Genomic DNA, 21,583 nt, shown 5'->3' on the forward strand with positions numbered 1-21,583 from the left:
TTAACTTTTTAAAATTTATTTAAAATCTTAAAATAATTTTATTTTTTATTAATTACTATTTTAAGGTATATATTTATATATGATAATATACTTAATTTTATCTATTAATATTCTATTTATTTAATCAAAATTTGAACTATTAACTAAAAGCAAAAAGACAAATATTTAGAACATTAAACACTACATTAAAAATACATTTTTATAATATATTATGAACTTTTCTGTACCATAAACTAACTTAATAATTATATATTAACGGAGAATAATAACATAAAAAATAACAAACTTTAAAAAAATTGATATATATAGTAAATTATTATACTAAAATAAATTAAATTTTAAAAATATTAAATACTAATTCATTATATAAATAAAAATTTTAAAACGTCAACAAATTATTAAATCAAAAGTCTTTAAATACTAAATATTAAATAAATAAAATAAAAAGTCTTACTTGATCGTTAACATTATACACTTATTTCTATTTAATAATACATTTTTATTAAAAATTCAATTATTACATACTGTCAGATAAACATTAAAATTTCAACGTTTATCTGAAATTAAACAGTGATAACATGTATCATTATACTAACTTTATAAATTTTAACTAATAAATTTCAAACTAATCCAATATAAACTACTAGATAATATCATAGAAACAGGAAAAGTTAATATCCACGCAACAATAATATTTTTTATAGTACGCATTTGTACTTCATCTCCATTAATCAATATGGTTCCAGTAATAGATGAAGAAACAATATGAGTAGTTGAAACCGGAATTCCAGTATAACTAGCTGTACCTATAGAAATAGCAGATGTTAATTGAGATGCCATAGCTTGCGCATATGTCATATTTTTTGTTCCAATTTTTTCTCCAAATGTCATTGCTATTCTCCTCCACCCTATAACAGTGCCAATAGACAATGATACTGCTACCAGTACAATTATCCATATAGGAGCATATTCAACAGTATATAACAAATCTTTTTTCAAATTATTTAAAAAATGTTTGTCAGTGGATTTAATCATAAAATCTTGATTAATTATATCTATAAATTCAGTGATATAAAGTAATGATTGGCGTAATTTATAACGTTGATCAATATTTAATTCTGTATAACTCAATTTACCTTGCAATAAATTATATGCATAATGGAAAATTGCTAACATTTTTTCATCAGGAGATCGTTTAAAAGACAGAAATTTAATATTCGTTGCACGCGTAGACATAATATCTACACTTTTTTGCAAACTAAATTTGTTATGTATATAATATTTTTCTAAATTTAAAACAGAACTTTTAGTTTGATTGATATCACATTTCGATGCATTTAAATTAACAAAATATTCGGATGGAAAAAGACATATTAAAACTAACATAATTAATCCAATTCCCTTTTGACCATCATTTGCTCCATGCGAATAACTAACACCTATTGAAGATAAAATTAATACAGTTTTAACTAAAAATGGAGGATTAACATTTCGATGACATGGATCATAACTATTTTGAGTTATATTAGTAGTATAATAACAACTGTTATTGTTGCTAATCTTCCAAAAACGTTGAAAAAGCAAAACTAAAATTCCAGAAAATACTAAACCTAATATTGGAGAAATGATTAAAGATAAAAATACATTTAATAATTTACTAAAATTAAAAGAACCAATAATAGAAAAATGATTACTTATAGCATAAGTAATGTTAATTCCAATAATAGTTCCAATCAATGTATGAGAACTAGAAGTAGGTAAATAAAAAAACCACGTGCATAAATTCCATAACATAGCAGCAAATAAAATAGAAAAAATAGCTTTTAAGCCATACGACGAATTAATGTTTAATAACAAGTCAATAGAAAGAAGATGTACAATAGTATAAGCGACACTCAATCCTCCAAACATTACTCCTAAGAAATTAAAAATTCCAGAAACTATAACAGCTAACTCTGAACTAAGTGTATGAGTATAAATTATAGTAGCTATAGCATTAGCAGAATCATGAAAACCATTAATTACTTCATATGACAAAATCATTACAAAAGCAATAATTATTAAAAAATTACTATTATAATTCGAATAAGAAAACAAAAAAGACATAATCCTTAAACCATTTTTTAAAAATATAGATTTAATTCATTATCTGTGAGAAATCTAGATAGAGAAAGAGATAATTGTATACAATTAAAATAAATATAAACATTATACAAAAATAATGATATTAATTACAAAATAAACTTTTTATTATTTTAAAAATACTTTATAAAAACATATTTTATAAATATTAATAGTCAAATACAGTTAGTTCTAAAAAATTATCTTTTTCTTATATTATAAGTTATACTATTTAATCGCATTGCTAATATAATTCCCATACACAAAGCAATAATAACAAATACTGAAATTCCTATCCATTGTCCTATTATCCAAAACATTCCACTAATTGTACCCAAAATACTAGATCCTAAATAATATGAAAACAAATAAATAGATGAAGTATAACCTTTATTATCATTTCCATGTTGACCTATCCACGTGCTAGTAACTGAATGTGCTGCAAAAAATCCAGCTGCAAAAAATATTAAGCCTAAAACAACTAAAATTATTTCATTCCATTGCGAAATTAAAATACCGATAATCATCATAATTAAAGACAATATTAGCATAATGCCTTTAGTATATTTTTTAATAAGCATGCCTGCTTTAGGAGAACTATATACACCTATTAAATAAATCATTGATAACATACCTATCGTGTTATGATCTACATAAAATGGTTTAGACAACAATCTATATCCAATATAATTAAAAATTGTAATAAAACTACCCATTAAAAGAAATCCCATCATAAATAATTTAGATAAAACAGGATTCTTCCATTGTAATATAAAATGAGTAAAAATTTTTCGAGGACGTAACGAAACAGAACGAAAATTTTTTGAATGTGGTAATAAATATATAAAAAAAACTGAAAAAATAAACGCTAAAATACTGATCCATTCTAGTGCTAATCTCCATGAAAAATTTTCTGCTAAAAAACTACTCAAAAACCTACCAAAAAAACCACCAATAGTATTTCCGCTAATATATAATCCCATGGAAAATGATAAAGTATTTGGATGTATTTCTTCACTAAGATATGTCATAGCTACAGCTGCTACACCACTTAACGCTAATCCCGTTAGAGCTCTCATAAATATGACATTTTCCCAACTATTCATTTGCGAACAACAAAAAGTAAAAAAAGTTGCCAGTAATAAAGAAATAGACATAACTTTTTTTCTACCTATTCTATCTGATAATGGACCTGTAAATAACATACCTATTGCCATCATAGCAGTAGAAGATGACAGTGATAAACTACTTTCTGCAGGACTTAAAGAAAAACTCTTAGATAATAAAAATAAAATAGGCTGAACACAATATAAAATAGAAAATGTTGCAAAACCTGCTAGAAACAAAGAAATTGTTACTTCTATAAACTTTTTTGTACCTTTTTCTATATAATATTTATTATCATTTATATTTTCTTGAATTTGCATATCTTTATATTTACTAATATGACGTTGATTTTTTAAAATCAATTTTTTATTTAAAAAATGCAAAATATATTCCTTTTTAAGGATACAATTCTTAATTAAAGATTTTTAAATATATTTAGAAATATTATATTTAAAATTTTTTATATCATCTAAAAGAAATATTGTATATATATCGAGTTTTTCTTGGTAATTATACTATACTTCTCCATTTAAAAATTTTTGCACTGACATATAAAAGAAATATACATAATATATTAATAAAAATATATTATTTAAAAATCTATAATAACATCATAAAAAAAAATATCCATCATACACATGCGTAGCTGAACCTATCATATATAAATGTTCTAAAGATCCATTCCAACATATTCTCAATTGTCCACCTAATAAATCTACTTGAACTTTATTAGATAACATTTTTTCCTTAATTCCTACTGCAACAGCAGCACAAGCACCACTACCGCATGATCGTGTTTCCCCTACTCCTCTTTCGTAAACTCGAAGCAAAATCTGTTTTGTTGAAACAATTTCCATAAAACCAACGTTTACTCCCTTAGGAAACAATTTATGAACACTCAGAATAGAACCGATTTCTTTTACTGGATAATTTTTAATGTCTTTTACAATAATAATACAATGAGGATTACCCATTGAAGCAATATAATATTTTATTACTTTCCCTAAAATTAAAGTAGAAAAATAATTTTTAATATTAAATCCTAAATAAGGTATATATTGTGGTTTAAATAATGGAATACCCATATCCACACATACTTGTTGATTTTTTAATATATGTAAAATAATTATCCTAGTATTAGTACTAATGTAAATAATTTTCTTTTTTACAATTTTATTTAATATTAAAAATAATGCCAAACATCGAGCACCATTTCCGCATTGTGACACCTCTGTTCCATTGGCATTAAAAATACGATAATGAAAATCCGTTTTTTCTTTTATAGGAGATTCTAACATTAATAATTGATCGAAACCAATTCCTGTACGTCGATGAGATAAATATTGTATAATTTGAGGTGTAAAATATAAATTACCTTTAATATTATTTAAAACTATAAAATCATTTTCTAATCCATGCATTTTAGAGAAATTTATTTGCATTTTTTTTTAGCTAACATCATTATATTTATCCTTGTTTTCAATATAATAAATTGTACTATTTTAACAATATAATTCAATTATAATTTATTTGAAAGTACTATGCGTTTTAAATAATATTACAAAACATTTTATATTTTATATTAACTAAATTAAGTAAAAATATTTTTCTTGTATATTATTTATAATAATACTATTGTTATATTACATAAAAATTTCTAAAAAAATATAAAAAAACATATATGATAAACAATCTTGACTTTCATAAATTAACTGATCAACTATTTCTCTCTATAGAACGCAATATTGATAATTATAAAGGAAAATCAGATATTGATTGCGAAAAAAATTATAATGTAATAACAATAACTTTTGAAAATAAAAGAAAAATTATTATTAATAAACAAGAATCATTACATCAAGTTTGGTTAGCTACATATAATTTAGGATATCACTTTGAATATAAAAAACCGAAATGGATATGTCATCGTACTCAAAAAGAATTCTGGTATATTTTAGAAAAATCGTGTTCACATCAAACCCATGAAAATATTAAATTTTCCAATTGAAACGTACAATAAAAATGTTAGTTAACTCTTTCACAACTATAAAATCATCTTCAGCAACTATGTATTATTAAAAAACTCAAACACTATTAATAAATCTTTAAAAATAAAAACTTACACGAAAAAACTAAACAATATATCTCAAAAATTTTTTAATAAAAATTTATTGCATACAAATTAAACAAATTTAATATTTAGAACATATTTTATACTTATTAGAACTATTTGATTATATCAAGTAACATTTATTATTTAAAATAAAAAAAATAATTCTTATGTATTTCAAATAGTAAAAATATTTTTAAAAAAAATTAATTAACTATAATAGAAAGAAACTATTACTAATGTTTTTAACTAAAAATTAATATTTAAATAAATACCCATACATTAAAATAAATATTCTATTAATCTTGATTTAAAAGATTGTCATAATAGTAAAACTTATAATATTGTGTGTAACTAAATTTAAGAATATCATGCCAAAATGTAATGAATATCATGTAAAGTACTGAATGAATACTTACATAAATTATTATTGAAATAATGAATATTATTTAGAATAAATTCAATAGTAAAAAACGTTTTTTAAAAATTTTATCCAAAAAAAAATGAACAATATTTATTAAACATAAATGTTAAAAAACTAAAAAATAAACTACATTTATAACATTTCGTTTAAAATAAGCATTATATTCATTTTTTATAAATCTTAAAAAAATACAAGTAAAAAAATAAACAATTAATTATTAATAATTAATTGTTTATTACTGAAATAATACTGCTCTAAAAAATAAATTTTCGGTGAGAGAGGATTTGAACCTCTGACCTACTGGTCCCAAACCAGTTGCGCTACCAAACTGCGCTACTCACCGAAATAAAAATATTTTTAAAAAAACTACTGAAACATTCAAATGGGTGACCAATGGGATTCGAACCCATGACATCTGGAATCACAATCCAGGACTCTACCAACTGAGCTATGGCCACCATAGAAGTATACATAAATAAAAATATTATAACATTTAAAAAATAAATATTTGCGTTCGACAGGATTTGAACCTGAGACCTCTACCTTCGGAGGGTAGCGCTCTATCCAACTGAGCTACGAACGCTCTTTTATAATGTAATATTATTTATTTACAATCTAGATTTTTAAGCTAACACATTTTATTAAATATTTCAATCAATTTAAAATTATTTAAATCTATAAATATATTAAAAAATTGAATATAAAAAATATCATTATAATAGATAATTTTTATATTCAATTTATAAATCTAAAATAATGATCCTAAAATCACCTAATTTTAAATATTAATCAATAGTACTTAATTTATTATTATTAAAAAAATAATATTAATAGTCACTAAACAAAATTAAGAACGCTTCATCATATCAAAAAATTCATTATTAGTTTTAGTCATTGCCAATTTGTCTATTAAGAATTCCATAGCATCAATCTCACTCATAGGATGAATTATTTTTCGCAAAATCCACATTTTTTGTAATTCATCAGGTTGAGTCAACAATTCTTCTTTTCTCGTTCCTGATCTATTATAATCAATTGCTGGAAAAACACGTTTTTCTGCTATTTTTCTTGATAAAGGTAATTCCATATTTCCTGTTCCTTTAAATTCCTCATAAATAACTTCATCCATTTTTGAGCCTGTATCAATTAATGCTGTTGCTATAATAGTTAAACTACCTCCTTCTTCTACGTTACGTGCAGCACCAAAAAAACGTTTAGGTCTATGTAAAGCATTTGCATCTACTCCACCTGTTAATACTTTACCTGATGCTGGTACTACCGTATTATAAGCTCTAGCCAACCTTGTAATAGAATCTAATAATATAATAACATCTTTTCTATGTTCTACCAATCTTTTTGCTTTTTCAATCACCATTTCTGCCACCTGCACATGTCTAGAAGCTGGTTCATCAAATGTAGAAGCAACTACTTCTCCCTTAACTAATCTACACATTTCAGTGACTTCTTCTGGTCTTTCATCTATAAGTAAAACCATTAAAACACAATCAGGATGATTATAAGCAATACTTTGCGCTATATTCTGTAAAAGCATTGTTTTACCAGCTTTGGGAGGAGCTACAATTAGACCTCTTTGTCCTCTTCCAATAGGAGATGCTAAATCTAATACTCGTGCGGTTAAATCTTCAGTAGAGCCATTACCTCTTTCCATTCGCAAACGAGAATTAGCATGTAAAGGAGTTAAATTTTCAAATAAGATTTTGCTTCTAGCATTTTCAGGTTTATCATAATTTACTTTATTAACTTTCAATAATGCAAAATATCTTTCACCTTCTTTTGGAGGACGAATCTTACCAGAAATGGTATCACCTGTCCGTAAATTAAATCTTCGAATTTGACTAGGAGAAACATAAATATCATCAGGACCTGCTAAATACGAACTGTCAGAAGAACGTAAAAAACCAAATCCATCTTGTAAAATTTCTAAAACACCGTCTCCAAATATATCTTCTCCACTTTTTGCATGTTGTTTTAATATAGAAAAGATAATATCTTGTTTTCTCATACGTGCTAAATTTTCCAATCCTGCATTATCACCAAGAATGATTAATTCAGAAACTGGTATATTTTTTAATGCAGTAAGATTCATAATGATAGGTTCTTAGTAAAATCAGAATCGATTTCGAAATGATATTTGACATATAGAATAAAATAAATAAAATAACTCATATAGAACTAATTTGTTGTTTGCAATATTTTAAAATCAAGAAACATTTAATACTACCATATTGGTAGTATTAAATCTATAAGTTTTAAAAAATTTTAATATTTAAAATAAGAATACGCATTTTATGTTTGTTTTAAATTAGTATCCAAAAAATCTTTTAACTGACTTTTAGACAAAGAACCAATTTTAGTAGCTATTAATTTACCTTTTTGAAATAACAATAATGCAGGAATTCCTCTAATTGAATATTTAGGTGCAATATTAGGATTAGCATCAACATCTATTTTTGCAATAATTAAGTACTGACTATATTCTATAGATATTTCTTCTAAAATAGGAGATAATATTTTACATGGATGGCACCAATTCGCCCAAAAGTCAACTAGTACTATCTTATTAGATTCTAAAACTTTTTCATTAAAGTTTGCATCATTTAAATTAATTATATTTCCTTTCATAATGATCCTTAACAAAAAATAATTAGTTATGCATAAAAGTTATCTATATTCAAAAAATACATATTAAAAAATAACTACATAAATTATATATATATATTCATTCTAACGTTTACGCATATTTTTAATATAAAAAATATTTTTATTGCGGAAGTTTCTAATATTATCTTGAACTTTATTTATTGTCCAAAATACATCATTTTTTGGCAACTCTAACAAAAACCGACTAGGAGAAGTATAAATCATTTCTCCATACTGATAACGGGTTTCAGAATAACTAAGGAATAATTCTTTTTTAGCTCTAGTAATACCAACATACATCAATCGTCTTTCTTCATCGATATTATTATTCACAGAACTTTGATGAGGTAAAATTCCTTCTTCCATTCCTATTATAAATACATAAGAAAACTCTAATCCTTTAGAGGCATGCAATGTCATTAGTTGAACTTGATCACTATTACGATGTTTATCTTCTAGTTCATTATGCAGAATAAATTGAGTTAAAATTTCTGAAAGAAAATCAGATTTATGTGGATTTTTATATTTTTTTATTAACTCAATCATCCAATTCAATAACATATGCATATTTTTTATACTTGTTTCATACAATTTTAAACTTTTCAAAGTTTTAGATAGCCATATATCATATTCTATATTAGAAATAAGATTATTCAACATAACTACAGGTTGAACATAAATATTTTCTGTTAACGTTTTTATTAAAAATAAAAATTTTTGTAATGCATCAAAACTTCGAGGTGTTAAAATAAACTGCAAACCGAAATCGCTACTAGAATAAAACAAGCTTTTTTTTCTTTTTTTACTCCATTCTTTTAATTTATTTAAAGTAACAATACCTAATCCTCTAGGAGGTTTATTTATTATTTTTAAAAAAGCCATATCATCATTTGGATTAAGTATTAATTTTAAATATGCTAATAAATCTTTAATTTCAGGACGAGAAAAAAAGGATGAACTAGTTATAATGTTATATGGAATTTTAAAATTTATTAATATTTTTTCAAATATTTTAGCTTGATAATTATTTCGATATAATATAGCATAATCTTGATATTTATTTGTATTAAGATACTTATGAGCTAATATCTTTTTTAATACTAATTTAGCTTCTTCTTCTTCATTTTTAGCAGATATTACATTTACAATAGGTCCGTATTCTAAATTAGAAAATAATTTTTTTTCAAAAAAATGTGGATTTTTTTTTATTAAATAATTTGCAACTTTTAAAATTCTACCGGAAGAACGATAATTATGTTCTAATTTTATTATACGTAATTTTGGATAATCTGTTTTTAATAATGAAAAATTATGTACTCTAGCTCCTCTCCAAGAATAAATAGATTGATCATCATCACCTACTAAAGTAAAATTGGGATAATTAATATTTAATAACTTTATTAGTTCATATTGAATACTATTAGTATCTTGATATTCATCAACTAATAAATATTGAATTTTTTTTTCCCATTTCTTTTGCAAGAATATCTTACTTTTCAATAACAATGTAGGTAAAAAAAGTAAATCATCAAAATCTAATGTATTGCATGATTTAAGGTATAATTCATATAATTCATAATAAGATGCATAATCTTTTTCTAAATCAGATCGCGCATTAATTTTTGCATTATAAGAATCCATTAGTTTATTTTTCCAACTAGAAATCGCAATACGAACTTTTTTTAAAAATATCTTATCTTTTTTTTTCGTAATATTCTTTAATACAGATATTTGATCTTGTTCATCAAAAATAGAAAAATTAGATTGAATATTTAGATAATTACATTCACATTTAATAATATTTAATCCTAACGCATGAAATGTTGAAATAGTGAGTTGTCTTGCAACATGAGAAGATAATTGATTAGTAATTCTATTTCTCATTTCATTTGCAGCTTTGTTGGTAAAAGTAATAGCAAAAATATTTTTTGGATTAAAATTACATTTATCAACTAAGTGAACAATCTTTTTTATAATCACTTGTGTCTTTCCTGATCCTGCTCCAGCTAATATTAAGCAAGGACCTGAAATGTAATGAACAGCTTCATTTTGGTTTATATTTAAATCCATAGAAAATTTATAACACTATATTTAATCTAAAATTACCGTAAAAAATATTATTTTTATTTTAAAATTTTGTATTCATAATATAAAAATGCAAAATATCATGTTTATTTACTAATTGTAATAGGTTTCATATCAGTCATATATTGCCTCAATTTTTTACCAATTAACTCTATAGGATGATTTCTAATATCATTATTTATCTTATTTAAAACTAAATTATTCACTTCTACATCAAAAATTTTTTTTCCAAGATCACCTGGTTTTAATTCATTTATAAATTCTTTTAATAACGGTATTGCTGCATGCGCAAACAGATAACTTCCATATTCAGCAGTATCAGAAATTACTAAATTCATTTCATAAAGACGTTTGCGAGAAATAGTGTTAGCTATTAACGGCAATTCATGTAAAGATTCATAATATGCTGATTCTTTCTTAATTCCTGATTCAATCATAACTTCAAATGACAATTCAATACCAGCCTTTAATACCGCAACCATCAACAACCCATGATCAAAATATTCTTGTTCTGATATATTACTACAATACGTATTACACTTCTCAAAATCAGTATTACGTGTTTCTAATCTCCATTCTTTTAATTTTTTATCATTATTTTCCCAATCGTTCATCATACATTTAGAAAATTCACCTGAAATAATATCATCCATATGCTTTCTAAACAAAGGAGAAAACATTTGTTTTAATCGTGTAGATAAAAAACATGCTCTAATTTTTGCAGTATTAGACAACCTATCTAACATTAATGTAATTCCACCGTGTTTAAGTGATTCAGTAATAACTTCCCATCCTGATTGCACTAATTTTCCTGCATAGTTTAAATTAATATTTTGAGAAACAAGATATTCATAAAAAACTAAAGAACTAGCTTGTAACATCCCACATAAAATAGTCTGCTCACCCATTAAATCTGATTTAACTTCTGCTACAAAAGAAGAATGTAAAATACCTGCACGATGACTACCAATAGAAATAGCCCAAGATTTTGCAATATCCAGTCCACTTTGAAATGGATCATTTTCAGGATGTACAGCAATTAAAGCAGGTACACCGAAACCTCGCATATATTCTTTTCTTACTTCTGTTCCTGGGCATTTCGGAGCAACCATAATTACTGTAATATCGCTTCGTATAAATTGGCCCATCTCGACAATATTAAATCCATGAGAATAACCAAGAACAGAATTTTTTTTCATAAATTTTTGTAACAATACTACTACTTTTTTATGTTGTTTATCAGGAGTTAAATTTATAACTAAATCTGCTGTAGGGATAATATCTTCATACGTACTTACAAAAAACCCATGAGTAGTAGCATTCATCCAAGACTGATTTTTTTCTAAAATAGAAGCATTCCGTAATGCAAAGGAAACGTGTAAACCTGAATCTCGCATATTTAAACCTTGATTCAAGCCTTGTGAACCACATCCAACAATAACAATATTTTTATTTTTTAAAACATTATTTGTCTCAGAAAGAAAACATTTTTCTATCAATTGACATTGTTGTAAATTACTTAATTTTTGACGAAAATTAAGTGAATTAAAATAATTTTTCATAAAAAAATCCATTATTTAATAAAATAAGAAAAAACTACATATTTAAATCACTAAAAATTTTCACTATATTAGACAACGGTAAACTTAAAAAATAAATTTTAAAATTATATTTTTCTAATTGCACCTTGATCTGCACTTTTAGCAAATAATGCATACATTTTCAATGCAGACGATATATAACGTTTTCGAAATTTAGGAGTATAAGATAATTGCTTTCTTTTATATTCCTTTTTTATTCTCAATGATAATTCATCTTGAGTAATATTCAAATGTATAATACGACGAGGTATATCAATATCAATAACATCATTATTTTCAATTAAAGCAATATTTCCTTTACTGGCTGCTTCAGGAGAAATATGTCCTATAGATAAACCAGAAGTACCTCCAGAAAATCGACCATCTGTTATTAAAGCACAACATTCATGCAAACCCATTGCTTTTAAATAAGTAGTAGGATATAACATTTCTTGCATGCCAGGACCTCCTTTTGGACCTTCATAACATATAACGATAACACTACCTTTTTTAATTTTCCCTCCCAAAATTGCTGTTACTGCATCTTCTTGACTTTCAAACACTATTGCATTACCTCTAAACACTAAATTTTGTTTTTTGACTCCAGCAGTCTTAACAACACAACCATTTTTTGCAATATTACCATATAATATAGCTAACCCTCCATCATGACTAAAAGCAAACTGATAAGATCGAATACACCCATGTTGACGATCTTTATCTAATGATTCCCATTTATATGCTTGAGTAAATGGTTGAACTGTTTTTTTTCCAAAAGGACCTGAATGAAACATATCTATAACATTTTTGTCTTTCGTTGTTAAAATGTCATATTTATTTAATGTTTCTTCCAAATTTAACCCAAGTATATTATATGTATTTTTATTTAATAAATGAATACGATTTAATTCTGCAAGTAAACCCATTACTCCACCAGAACGATGAAAATCTTCCATATGATATATGGAACTATTTGGAGCTATTTTACATAAATGAGGAGTTCTTCTAGATAAAACATCAACATCAGACATTTTAAAGTTAATTTTTCCTTCTTGAGCAGCTGCTAACAAATGTAATATAGTATTCGTAGATCCACCCATAGCAATATCTAAAGTCATAGCATTCAAAAAAGCTTCTTTTGAAGCTATATTTCGAGGTAATACGTTCTGATTATTATGTTCGTAATATTCTTTAGTGATTTTAACAATTAATTTTCCTGATTCAACAAACAACTTTTTTCTATCTATATGTGTTGCCAATAATGTACCATTACCAGGTAACGATAAACCTAGTACTTCAGTAAGACAATTCATAGAATTAGCAGTAAATAGACCAGAACAAGAACCACAGGTAGGACAAGCAGAACGCTCAATTTCATTAACTAAATCATCTGGAATATTTGGATTAGCGCTATGTACGATAGCATCTATTAAATCCAATTTTTTAACTTTTCCTTTTATATTGATTTTTCCAGATTCCATGGGTCCACCAGAAATAAATACAGATGGAATATTTAAACGCATAGCTGCCATCAACATACCTGGAGTAATTTTATCACAATTTGAAATACATATCATAGCATCTGCACAATGCGCATTAACCATATATTCCACAGAATCCGCTATTAATTCGCGAGACGGAAGAGAATACAACATTCCAGAATGTCCCATAGCAATTCCATCATCTATAGCAATAGTATTAAATTCTTTAGCTACTCCTCCTTCTGCATGAATTTCATTAGAAACAAGTTTACCTAATGTTCGTAAATGAATATGTCCAGGAACAAATTCAGTAAAAGAATTTACCACTGCAATAATAGGCTTATTAAAATCTAAATCAGTCATGCCTGTAGCTCTCCATAACGATCGTGCTCCAGACATGTTGCGTCCTTGAGTAGTTGTTGAAGAACGATACTTTGGCATAATTGTTTGTTCCTTTAAAAATAGCTTTTTAAAAATTATCTCAAATTTTTGTTATAAATTTATGTATAAAAATATATTTACTAAAAAATATAAAAAATTATGTCTTAACGATAATTTTTAAAAAAGTAGATATAAAATATTTAAAACAGACAGACAATATTTTCATAACTCTAATGCAAAATATCATTAATAAATACATTAAGAAAAATATCGCTTTAAAAAAAATGAAAAAAATAAATACCTTTTAAAAAAATATTATCAAGCAACGTTTAAGTTAAAATTGATTATTATGATTTATAAAAAATTTTTTAAATAACTATTTTTCAGGGGTGAAGGGAATCGAACCCATAACTTTCGGTTTTGGAGACCGATGCTCTACCAATTGAACTACACCCCTAAATTAATACATTAAAATTATTATAATAACTAAAAAACGTTTTTTGAAATATTAGTATACTATTAAATACAATTCAAGTCTAGAATCAACCTATTGATAAATTAGCATTTGCTATTATCAAATTCACTAATTATTTATTGTTTAATATGTTCTTTTTTATTAAAAATATCTAAAGTATTTTTTCACAATTAATAAAATTTAACTGAAATATTAACTATTAAAAAAAACTAACAAATATAACTTAATATTTATAATAGTGGGTAACATGTAATGAAACTTCCAATTTACTTAGACTATGCAGCAACTACACCAATGGAATTACAAGTAATGGAAAAAATGATAAAATTTTTAACATTAAATGATACATTTGGAAATCCAGCATCTCGCTCACATCAATTTGGATGGAAAGCAGAAGAAGCAGTCAACATTGCAAGAAGTCAAATTGCTGAGTTAATTAATGCAGATTTTCGAGAAATAATTTTTACATCAGGTGCTACTGAATCTAACAATTTAGCCATTAAGGGTATTGCTGATTTTTATAAAACAAAAGGAAATCACATCATTACTAGCAAAACAGAACACAAAGCAGTACTAGATCCTTGTAAATATTTAGAAAATAAAGGATTTAATGTAACATATCTTAGTCCACTAAAAAATGGAACAATTGACCTAAAAGAACTACAAGAAAAAATTAACAGAAAAACTATACTTATTTCTATTATGCATGTAAATAATGAAACAGGTGTAATACAAGATATACAAAGCATATCTGATATTTGTTCTAATCATGGAATAATATTTCATGTAGACGCTACCCAAAGTATAGGAAAATTACATATTGATCTTAAAAAATTAAAAATAGATTTAATGTCGTTTTCTGCACATAAAATATATGGTCCTAAGGGTATCGGAGGACTATATGTTCGACGAAAACCGCGTGTACGATTATCTGCACAAATTCATGGAGGAGGGCATGAGAAAGGTATGAGATCAGGAACATTACCTGTACATCAAATTGTAGGTATGGGTATGGCGTATTACCTTGCAAAAAAAAACATCGATAATGATTATAAAAACTTAACAAATCTTCGGAACTATTTATGGGATGGTTTAAAAAACATTGAAGAAGTATATTTAAATAGCAATATTAAAAATGGAGCTCCACACATATTGAATATTAGTTTTAACTATGTAGAGGGTGAATCTTTAATTATGGCATTAAAAAATATAGCAATATCATCAGGTTCTGCATGTACATCTGCAAGTTTAGAGCCGTCATATGTTTTGCGAGCTTTAGGTATAAAAGATGAACTAGCTCATAGTTCTATTCGCTTTTCAATTGGGCGTTTTACCACCAAACAAGAAATAGATTATACTATTCAAACAGTACACAAAGCTATTAATCGCTTGAGAAACTTATCACCACTATGGGAAATGTTTAAGTCTGGAATTAATTTAGATTCTGTAAATTGGACACATGATTAATTTTAATTATGTAAAAATAGGAAAAAAATAAAATGGCGTATAGTAAAAAAGTACTAGATCACTATGAAAATCCACGAAACGTAGGTTCGTTTTCAAATTCAGATCCTAATATAGGAAGTGGTTTAGTAGGAGCTCCAGCATGTGGAGATGTTATGAAATTACAAATAAAAGTAGATGAAAATGAAATTATCAAAGATGCTTGTTTTAAAACTTATGGATGTGGATCTGCAATAGCTTCTAGCTCTTTAATAACAGAATGGATTATAGGAAAATCATTATCAGAGGCTTCACGTATAAAAAATACCAACATTGCACAAGAACTTGATTTACCTCCAGTAAAAATACACTGTTCTATTTTAGCTGAAGATGCAATTAAAGCAGCTATTGCTGACTACCGAGATAAAAAAAACAAATAAACAATTTTAGAAAAATTATCTAAAATAAACCTAAAAAAATAAAACGTGTTGAAAGTTTTAAATTCATTTCAACACGTTTAAAAAATCAATAAAAAATATATTTAAATGGAAAAAATATATGAATTATTTTCAATTATTCAGCATTTCTCAAGAATTTAACATTGACATAAAAAACCTTTTATTAAAATTTTATGAATTACAAGAAAAATATCATCCCGACACACAATATAATAATTCTAAAAATCAACATAAAAACTATTTAGAAAAGTCTATACATATTAATAAAGGTTATCATATTCTTAAAGATCCATTGCAAAGAGCTGAATATTTATTATTTTTAAACTCATATAATTTCAAAAAAGAACAAAAAAATTTATCTCAAAATATTTTTCTTAACGAACAATTAAAATTGTATGAAAAATTAGATACGATAAAAAAAACAAAAACAAAACAAGTAGAGTTACATTATCTTTCTAATATAATTAAGCATAAAAAAGAACATTATTTATTAAACTTAGAATTAATGCTCAATAAAAAACAATGGAAATTGGCAGGAATAACATTGCATAAACTATTATTTTATAAAAAGTTTGAAAATAAGTTACATGAATTAAAATATGAATAAAATAACTACATACTAAATAGGAAAAAACAATTATGATTATAATTAAAAATTATAATAAAAATTCAAAAATACATATAGATAACAGTACTATGTCATTTGGTATCGATTTCGGTACTACATACTCCTTAATAGCAACTACTATATTAGATGATATAATTATTATTACTGACGAAAAAAACCGTGTTCTTTTACCTTCAATTGTAAACTATAGCGGTGTTCAACCTATTGTTGGATGGGAAGCTCAAAAAATGATTATAAGTGATCCTATCAATACAATCACTTCAATAAAACGTTTAATTGGACGCCCATTAAAAGAAATTAAAGCACTATATCCTTATTTACCATATAATTTCAAAAATGATAAAAATAATATAGTTTCATTTATTATAAATAATACTATAATAAAAACTGTTGATGTATCTAGTCAAATCTTCAAAACACTAAAACAACGCATAAATTCTACGTTTAATAAAAAAATTAGTGGAATAGTTATTACTGTACCAGCTCATTTTAATGATAAACAAAGACAAGAAATAAAAACATCAGCACAATTAGCGCATTTAAATGTGTTACGTTTGTTAAATGAACCTACTGCAGCTGCAATTGCTTATGGATTGCATTTAAATAAAAAAGGAACTATTGCAATATATGATCTTGGAGGAGGCACATTTGACATTTCTATACTTAATTTAAATGAAAATATTTTTGAAGTGTTATCTACTTCTGGAAATACTAATTTAGGAGGAGAAGATATTGACTATGCATTGTTAAATTACATTAAAAATAAAATAATATCATTTGATTCACAAGATATATCTCTAAACAAAGAACTACTACATCTCACTCAATCTATTAAAATTCAATTAAGTTCTAAACATTATGTTACTGCCACATTTAAATCACATAATTTTTGTATTACTCGAATGGAATTTAATAATATCATTCAACCTATCGTCTTAAAAACATTAGCTATCTGTAAACATACATTAAAAGCAGCTAATATTCCCGTTGAAAACATCGATCACATTATTTTAGTAGGAGGGTCTACTTATATTCCCACAATAAGACAACACGTAATGAAATATTTTAAAAGAACTCCTTTATTTTCAATTAATCCAGATCAAGTGGTAGCGATAGGAGCTGCTATTCAAGCTAATATGTTAACTCAAAAAAATAAAAAAAATAATGTTATATTATTAGACGTAGTTCCCCTATCATTAGGAATTGAAGTGATGGGAAATATAGTAGAAAAAATTATTTTTAAAAATACTAAAATTCCCATATCGCAAACTAGAGAATTTACTACTTTCAAGGACAAACAAAAATCCATATTAATTCATATTTTACAAGGCGAACAAAACTTAGTAAAAAACTGCGAGTCTTTATCAAAATTTGTATTAACTGGTATTCCAGAAAAACCTGCTGGAAAAATAATTATTATTGTAAAATTTCAAATAGATGTCGATGGACTGTTATCAGTAACAGCTAAAATAAAATCGACAAACATTGAAAAAAATATATTAATAAAATCTACTTATGGATTAAACACATCTCCAATATTTAATATAACAAAAAATAACGATTTAAAATAAACAACATTTTTTTAAAAAATATAACTATATAACTATAATATGCCAAAAATTACATTTTTACCTCACAAAATATTACTACCAAAAGGTGGAGTTTTTCATGCTAAGCAAGGAGAAACCATTTTAGATGTCGCATTAAAAAATAACATCAACATTGAACATGCTTGTAATAAAGCATGTGTATGCACTACATGTCATTGTTTTGTAAAAAAAGGATATTTCTCTTTATCTATTTGTCAAGAAGAAGAAGAAGATATACTTGATAAAGCATGGGGAGTTCAATTAGATAGTCGACTTAGTTGTCAAGCTAAAATTATGAATCAAGATATAGAAATCGAAATTCCTGTATATACTATAAATCAATTTTAATATTATATTAAAAACCATTATACTATTACAATATATATCCATAATATTAATTATAAAACTTGTTGAACAAAATAAAATTACTTTTTATAGTATAATTTAATTTCATTAAAAAAATTAAGATTAATAGTTTCGAAAATATGCTTCGCAAAATTTAATATATTTTATACAAATTTACTTTAAGAAAGAATTGCTATTATTTTTAAAATAGAAATGTATAGGACTACCTATTAACTTTAGTTTTTCTTTAAAATAATTAGAGATATACTTTTTATAAGTACATGATAAATAATTCAGTTTTTTTCCATGAATAATAATAGTTAGTGGATTTTGCTTTCCTACATGCGCATGTTTTAACTTAACTTTATTACCTTTAACAATAGGTGGTTGATGTTTCTCTACAGCTAATTTCATAATTTCAGTTAACGTTGAAGTACTCCACTTTTTCATAGAGCTATGAAAGACTTGGTTTATTAATGTAAAAATTTTATTCACTCCTAATCCATTAATAGCAGAAATAAAATGAATCATTCCAATATTCATAATTTTAAATTTTTGAGATTTGATGAGATTTTTTTTATCATATTTAGATAATTGATCGCATTTATTAAATATTATTACAATTCCGCATCCATAATTAACAATATAATTAAACAATATTATATCTTGATCTGATATAACATTTGTAGCATCCAACACAAATATAACAACATTAGAAAATTTAATAGAACTTAATGATTTTTGAACTGAAAATTTTTCTATAAAGTTTTCAATTTTATTTTTCCTTCTTATTCCTGCTGTATCAACAAAAATATAGTTATATTTTTTATGTATAACATTGCTCCAAATGCTATCTCTAGTAGTTCCAGGCTGATCGTCAGTAACCATTCTATTTGTATTAAGTAATTTATTCACTAAAGTAGATTTTCCTACATTAGGTTTTCCAACAATAGCAATTTTTATAATATTAAAGCCATTACTTAGTTCTATATTTGTTTTTCTTTTTTTTAAAAAATAAGAATCTAAAGCAAGTACTTTATTGTAGTTAAAAGAACTATTCAATAAACGTAAAAAATGATCTTGAATTAAATTTTTAATTCCTATTCCATTAGTAGCTGAAACAGCATGAATATTTGAAAATCCTAATGAATAAAACTCCACTTTTACTACATCAAAGTTTAATCCATCTATTTTATTAACTATAACTAACACATCTTTCTTATATCTTCTGATTTTTTTTGCAATATTTAAATCTTCATTAACTAATCCATCTCTAGCATCAACTATAAAACAAATCAAATTTGCCTCTTCAAGAGCAAACAAAACTTGTTCAAATATTTTTTTATCTATATTTTTTTTTTATTATTCATTCCAGCTGTATCAACAACAGAAATGACATTATTCTGAATTTTTAAATATCCATATTTTCGATCTCGAGTTAATTCTGGAAAGTCAGATACCAGCGCATCTTTAGAACAAGTTAGCCTATTAAACAAAGTAGACTTGCCAACATTAGTTCTTCCAACTAAAACAACTAAAGGAGTCATAATAAATTACCTCTCAAACATTGCATAATAATAAATTTTATTACTTATCCAAAACAGTTTTACTAATACTCATTTTTAATTCTATTTAACTTCATTGTAATTACTTCTTTTAATTCAAAATCACTTTGCAAGTCTAAACTTTTTTTCCATAATAAAAAAGCCATTTTCTTATTATTTAATAAAAAAAACATATCTCCTTTAAGATCATTTTTAAAACTTTCCCAGGAACTATCTGAAATTAAATTAATAACTTTTATAGCTTTTATGTTATGAAATAATTGAAATTCTATCCTAGAAATATTCAATATCATTATATTAGAAATATTAACATCAGACGTATATTTTAAACTTTCTTTCAATATTAATAAAGCACTATTTAAATCATTTTTATATACATACATCTTAGATAATTGTAAGGCAAATAAAGATCCATAAACACTATTTTTGTTCTTTTGAATAAATTTAATAAATTTAACAATTGAACTGGGATCATTAATATTATTTTGTTGAATAATATTCTTATAATTATCCGAATAAATAAAACTTTCAGAATACATCTTTCTGAAGTACAAAACTATCAATATAAGAACTAGAAATAAAAAAGATACACTAATTTTTTGAATATAGTTAAGACCATAATGAATTTCTATATTTTTTCTTTTAAACATATAAAAACATCTTTAATATTAAGAAAAAATTACACTATAAAATTTTTAATTAAAAACATCAATATTTTTTAAAAAATAAATTTTAATTCTCTTCAAAAAAATGACTTACAAATAAGAAATGCAAAATTAATAGTATATATAAATATATTTATATATATGTATACATGTACTTAAATATGTAAAACATATTTAAGTACATGTATACTAATATACCTAAATATATAAATATATACCTAAATATATAAATATATACCTAAATATATAAATATATACCTAAATATATAAATATATACTTAAATATATAAATATATACCTAAATATATAAATATATACTTAAATATATAAATATATACTTAAATATATAAATATATACTTAAATATATAAATATATACTTAAATATATAAATATATACCTAAATATATAAATATATACTTAGGTATATGTAACTTTGCATTAAAAATTTTAATTAGGAAATATTA

17 protein-coding genes and 4 tRNA genes are annotated in these 21,583 nt (G+C 24.6%); 6 read left to right on the forward strand and 15 right to left on the reverse strand.

Annotated features, from left to right (window positions below; all coding sequences use genetic code 11):
• Positions 1–606 precede the first annotated feature (606 nt).
• The 3 genes from U0T59_02705 to dapF form a co-directional block, all read right to left on the reverse strand.
• Positions 607–2,106 carry an inorganic phosphate transporter gene (locus U0T59_02705; protein ID XBC43313.1) on the reverse strand — a complete coding sequence of 500 codons (1,500 nt, stop codon included), beginning with the start codon at positions 2,104–2,106 and terminating at the stop codon, positions 607–609.
• Positions 2,107–2,321: 215 nt separating this feature from the next.
• A complete protein-coding gene (locus U0T59_02710) occupies positions 2,322–3,611 on the reverse strand; it encodes an MFS transporter (GenBank protein XBC43314.1) in 1,290 nt (429 codons plus the stop codon).
• A gap of 228 nt (positions 3,612–3,839) precedes the next feature.
• Positions 3,840–4,664: a diaminopimelate epimerase gene (gene dapF / locus U0T59_02715; GenBank protein ID XBC43597.1), complete on the reverse strand. Its 825-nt coding sequence runs from the start codon at positions 4,662–4,664 to the stop codon at positions 3,840–3,842.
• A gap of 248 nt (positions 4,665–4,912) precedes the next feature.
• On the opposite strand from dapF, the gene cyaY reads away from it, so the two are divergent.
• Positions 4,913–5,236: an iron donor protein CyaY gene (cyaY, locus tag U0T59_02720; GenBank protein ID XBC43598.1), complete on the forward strand. Its 324-nt coding sequence runs from the start codon at positions 4,913–4,915 to the stop codon at positions 5,234–5,236.
• 795 nt (positions 5,237–6,031) lie between these two features.
• Here cyaY and U0T59_02725 read toward each other — a convergent pair.
• The 9 genes from U0T59_02725 to U0T59_02765 all read right to left on the reverse strand — a co-directional run bounded on the left by U0T59_02725 (position 6,032) and on the right by U0T59_02765 (position 14,407).
• Positions 6,032–6,105, reverse strand: a tRNA-Pro gene (locus tag U0T59_02725).
• 42 nt (positions 6,106–6,147) lie between these two features.
• Positions 6,148–6,220 (reverse strand) — tRNA-His (locus tag U0T59_02730).
• Between the two features lie 51 nt (positions 6,221–6,271).
• Positions 6,272–6,345 (reverse strand) — tRNA-Arg (locus tag U0T59_02735).
• A gap of 264 nt (positions 6,346–6,609) precedes the next feature.
• Positions 6,610–7,869 carry a transcription termination factor Rho gene (gene rho / locus U0T59_02740; protein XBC43315.1) on the reverse strand — a complete coding sequence of 420 codons (1,260 nt, stop codon included), beginning with the start codon at positions 7,867–7,869 and terminating at the stop codon, positions 6,610–6,612.
• A 200-nt stretch (positions 7,870–8,069) separates the two neighbouring features.
• Entirely contained in the window at positions 8,070–8,405 is a 336-nt protein-coding gene (gene trxA / locus U0T59_02745; protein XBC43316.1) for a thioredoxin TrxA, read from the reverse strand.
• A 102-nt stretch (positions 8,406–8,507) separates the two neighbouring features.
• A complete protein-coding gene (locus tag U0T59_02750) occupies positions 8,508–10,493 on the reverse strand; it encodes a 3'-5' exonuclease (GenBank protein ID XBC43317.1) in 1,986 nt (661 codons plus the stop codon).
• A gap of 101 nt (positions 10,494–10,594) precedes the next feature.
• The gene (ilvC, locus tag U0T59_02755) at positions 10,595–12,070 is read right to left on the reverse strand and encodes a ketol-acid reductoisomerase (GenBank protein ID XBC43318.1); all 1,476 of its coding nucleotides are present in this window, start codon (positions 12,068–12,070) and stop codon (positions 10,595–10,597) included.
• A 104-nt stretch (positions 12,071–12,174) separates the two neighbouring features.
• Positions 12,175–14,010: a dihydroxy-acid dehydratase gene (gene ilvD, locus U0T59_02760; protein ID XBC43319.1), complete on the reverse strand. Its 1,836-nt coding sequence runs from the start codon at positions 14,008–14,010 to the stop codon at positions 12,175–12,177.
• A 324-nt stretch (positions 14,011–14,334) separates the two neighbouring features.
• A tRNA-Trp gene (locus U0T59_02765) sits at positions 14,335–14,407 on the reverse strand.
• A gap of 270 nt (positions 14,408–14,677) precedes the next feature.
• Between U0T59_02765 and U0T59_02770 the strand changes: the two genes are divergently transcribed.
• The 5 genes from U0T59_02770 (at position 14,678) to fdx (ending at position 18,891) form a co-directional block, all read left to right on the forward strand.
• Positions 14,678–15,892 carry an IscS subfamily cysteine desulfurase gene (locus U0T59_02770; GenBank protein XBC43320.1) on the forward strand — a complete coding sequence of 405 codons (1,215 nt, stop codon included), beginning with the start codon at positions 14,678–14,680 and terminating at the stop codon, positions 15,890–15,892.
• 32 nt (positions 15,893–15,924) lie between these two features.
• Positions 15,925–16,308, forward strand: a complete 384-nt coding sequence (gene iscU, locus U0T59_02775) for a Fe-S cluster assembly scaffold IscU (GenBank protein XBC43321.1) — start codon at positions 15,925–15,927, stop codon at positions 16,306–16,308.
• 118 nt (positions 16,309–16,426) lie between these two features.
• Entirely contained in the window at positions 16,427–16,933 is a 507-nt protein-coding gene (hscB, locus tag U0T59_02780) for a Fe-S protein assembly co-chaperone HscB (GenBank protein ID XBC43322.1), read from the forward strand.
• Positions 16,934–16,965: 32 nt separating this feature from the next.
• Positions 16,966–18,525: a Fe-S protein assembly chaperone HscA gene (gene hscA / locus U0T59_02785; GenBank protein XBC43323.1), complete on the forward strand. Its 1,560-nt coding sequence runs from the start codon at positions 16,966–16,968 to the stop codon at positions 18,523–18,525.
• A gap of 39 nt (positions 18,526–18,564) precedes the next feature.
• Positions 18,565–18,891 carry an ISC system 2Fe-2S type ferredoxin gene (fdx, locus tag U0T59_02790; protein ID XBC43324.1) on the forward strand — a complete coding sequence of 109 codons (327 nt, stop codon included), beginning with the start codon at positions 18,565–18,567 and terminating at the stop codon, positions 18,889–18,891.
• A 171-nt stretch (positions 18,892–19,062) separates the two neighbouring features.
• Here fdx and der read toward each other — a convergent pair whose 3' ends face one another.
• The 3 genes from der to U0T59_02805 form a co-directional block, all read right to left on the reverse strand.
• Positions 19,063–20,187: a ribosome biogenesis GTPase Der gene (gene der, locus U0T59_02795; protein XBC43325.1), complete on the reverse strand. Its 1,125-nt coding sequence runs from the start codon at positions 20,185–20,187 to the stop codon at positions 19,063–19,065.
• A 47-nt stretch (positions 20,188–20,234) separates the two neighbouring features.
• A complete protein-coding gene (locus tag U0T59_02800; GenBank protein ID XBC43326.1) occupies positions 20,235–20,435 on the reverse strand; it encodes a GTPase in 201 nt (66 codons plus the stop codon).
• A gap of 62 nt (positions 20,436–20,497) precedes the next feature.
• Positions 20,498–21,103, reverse strand: coding sequence for a tetratricopeptide repeat protein (locus U0T59_02805; protein XBC43327.1), 606 nt, complete (start codon positions 21,101–21,103; stop codon positions 20,498–20,500).
• Positions 21,104–21,583: the final 480 nt, after the last annotated feature.

This window comes from Buchnera aphidicola (Meitanaphis flavogallis) (assembly GCA_039830035.1).
GTDB classification, from domain to species: domain Bacteria; phylum Pseudomonadota; class Gammaproteobacteria; order Enterobacterales; family Enterobacteriaceae; genus Buchnera_B; species Buchnera_B aphidicola_AZ.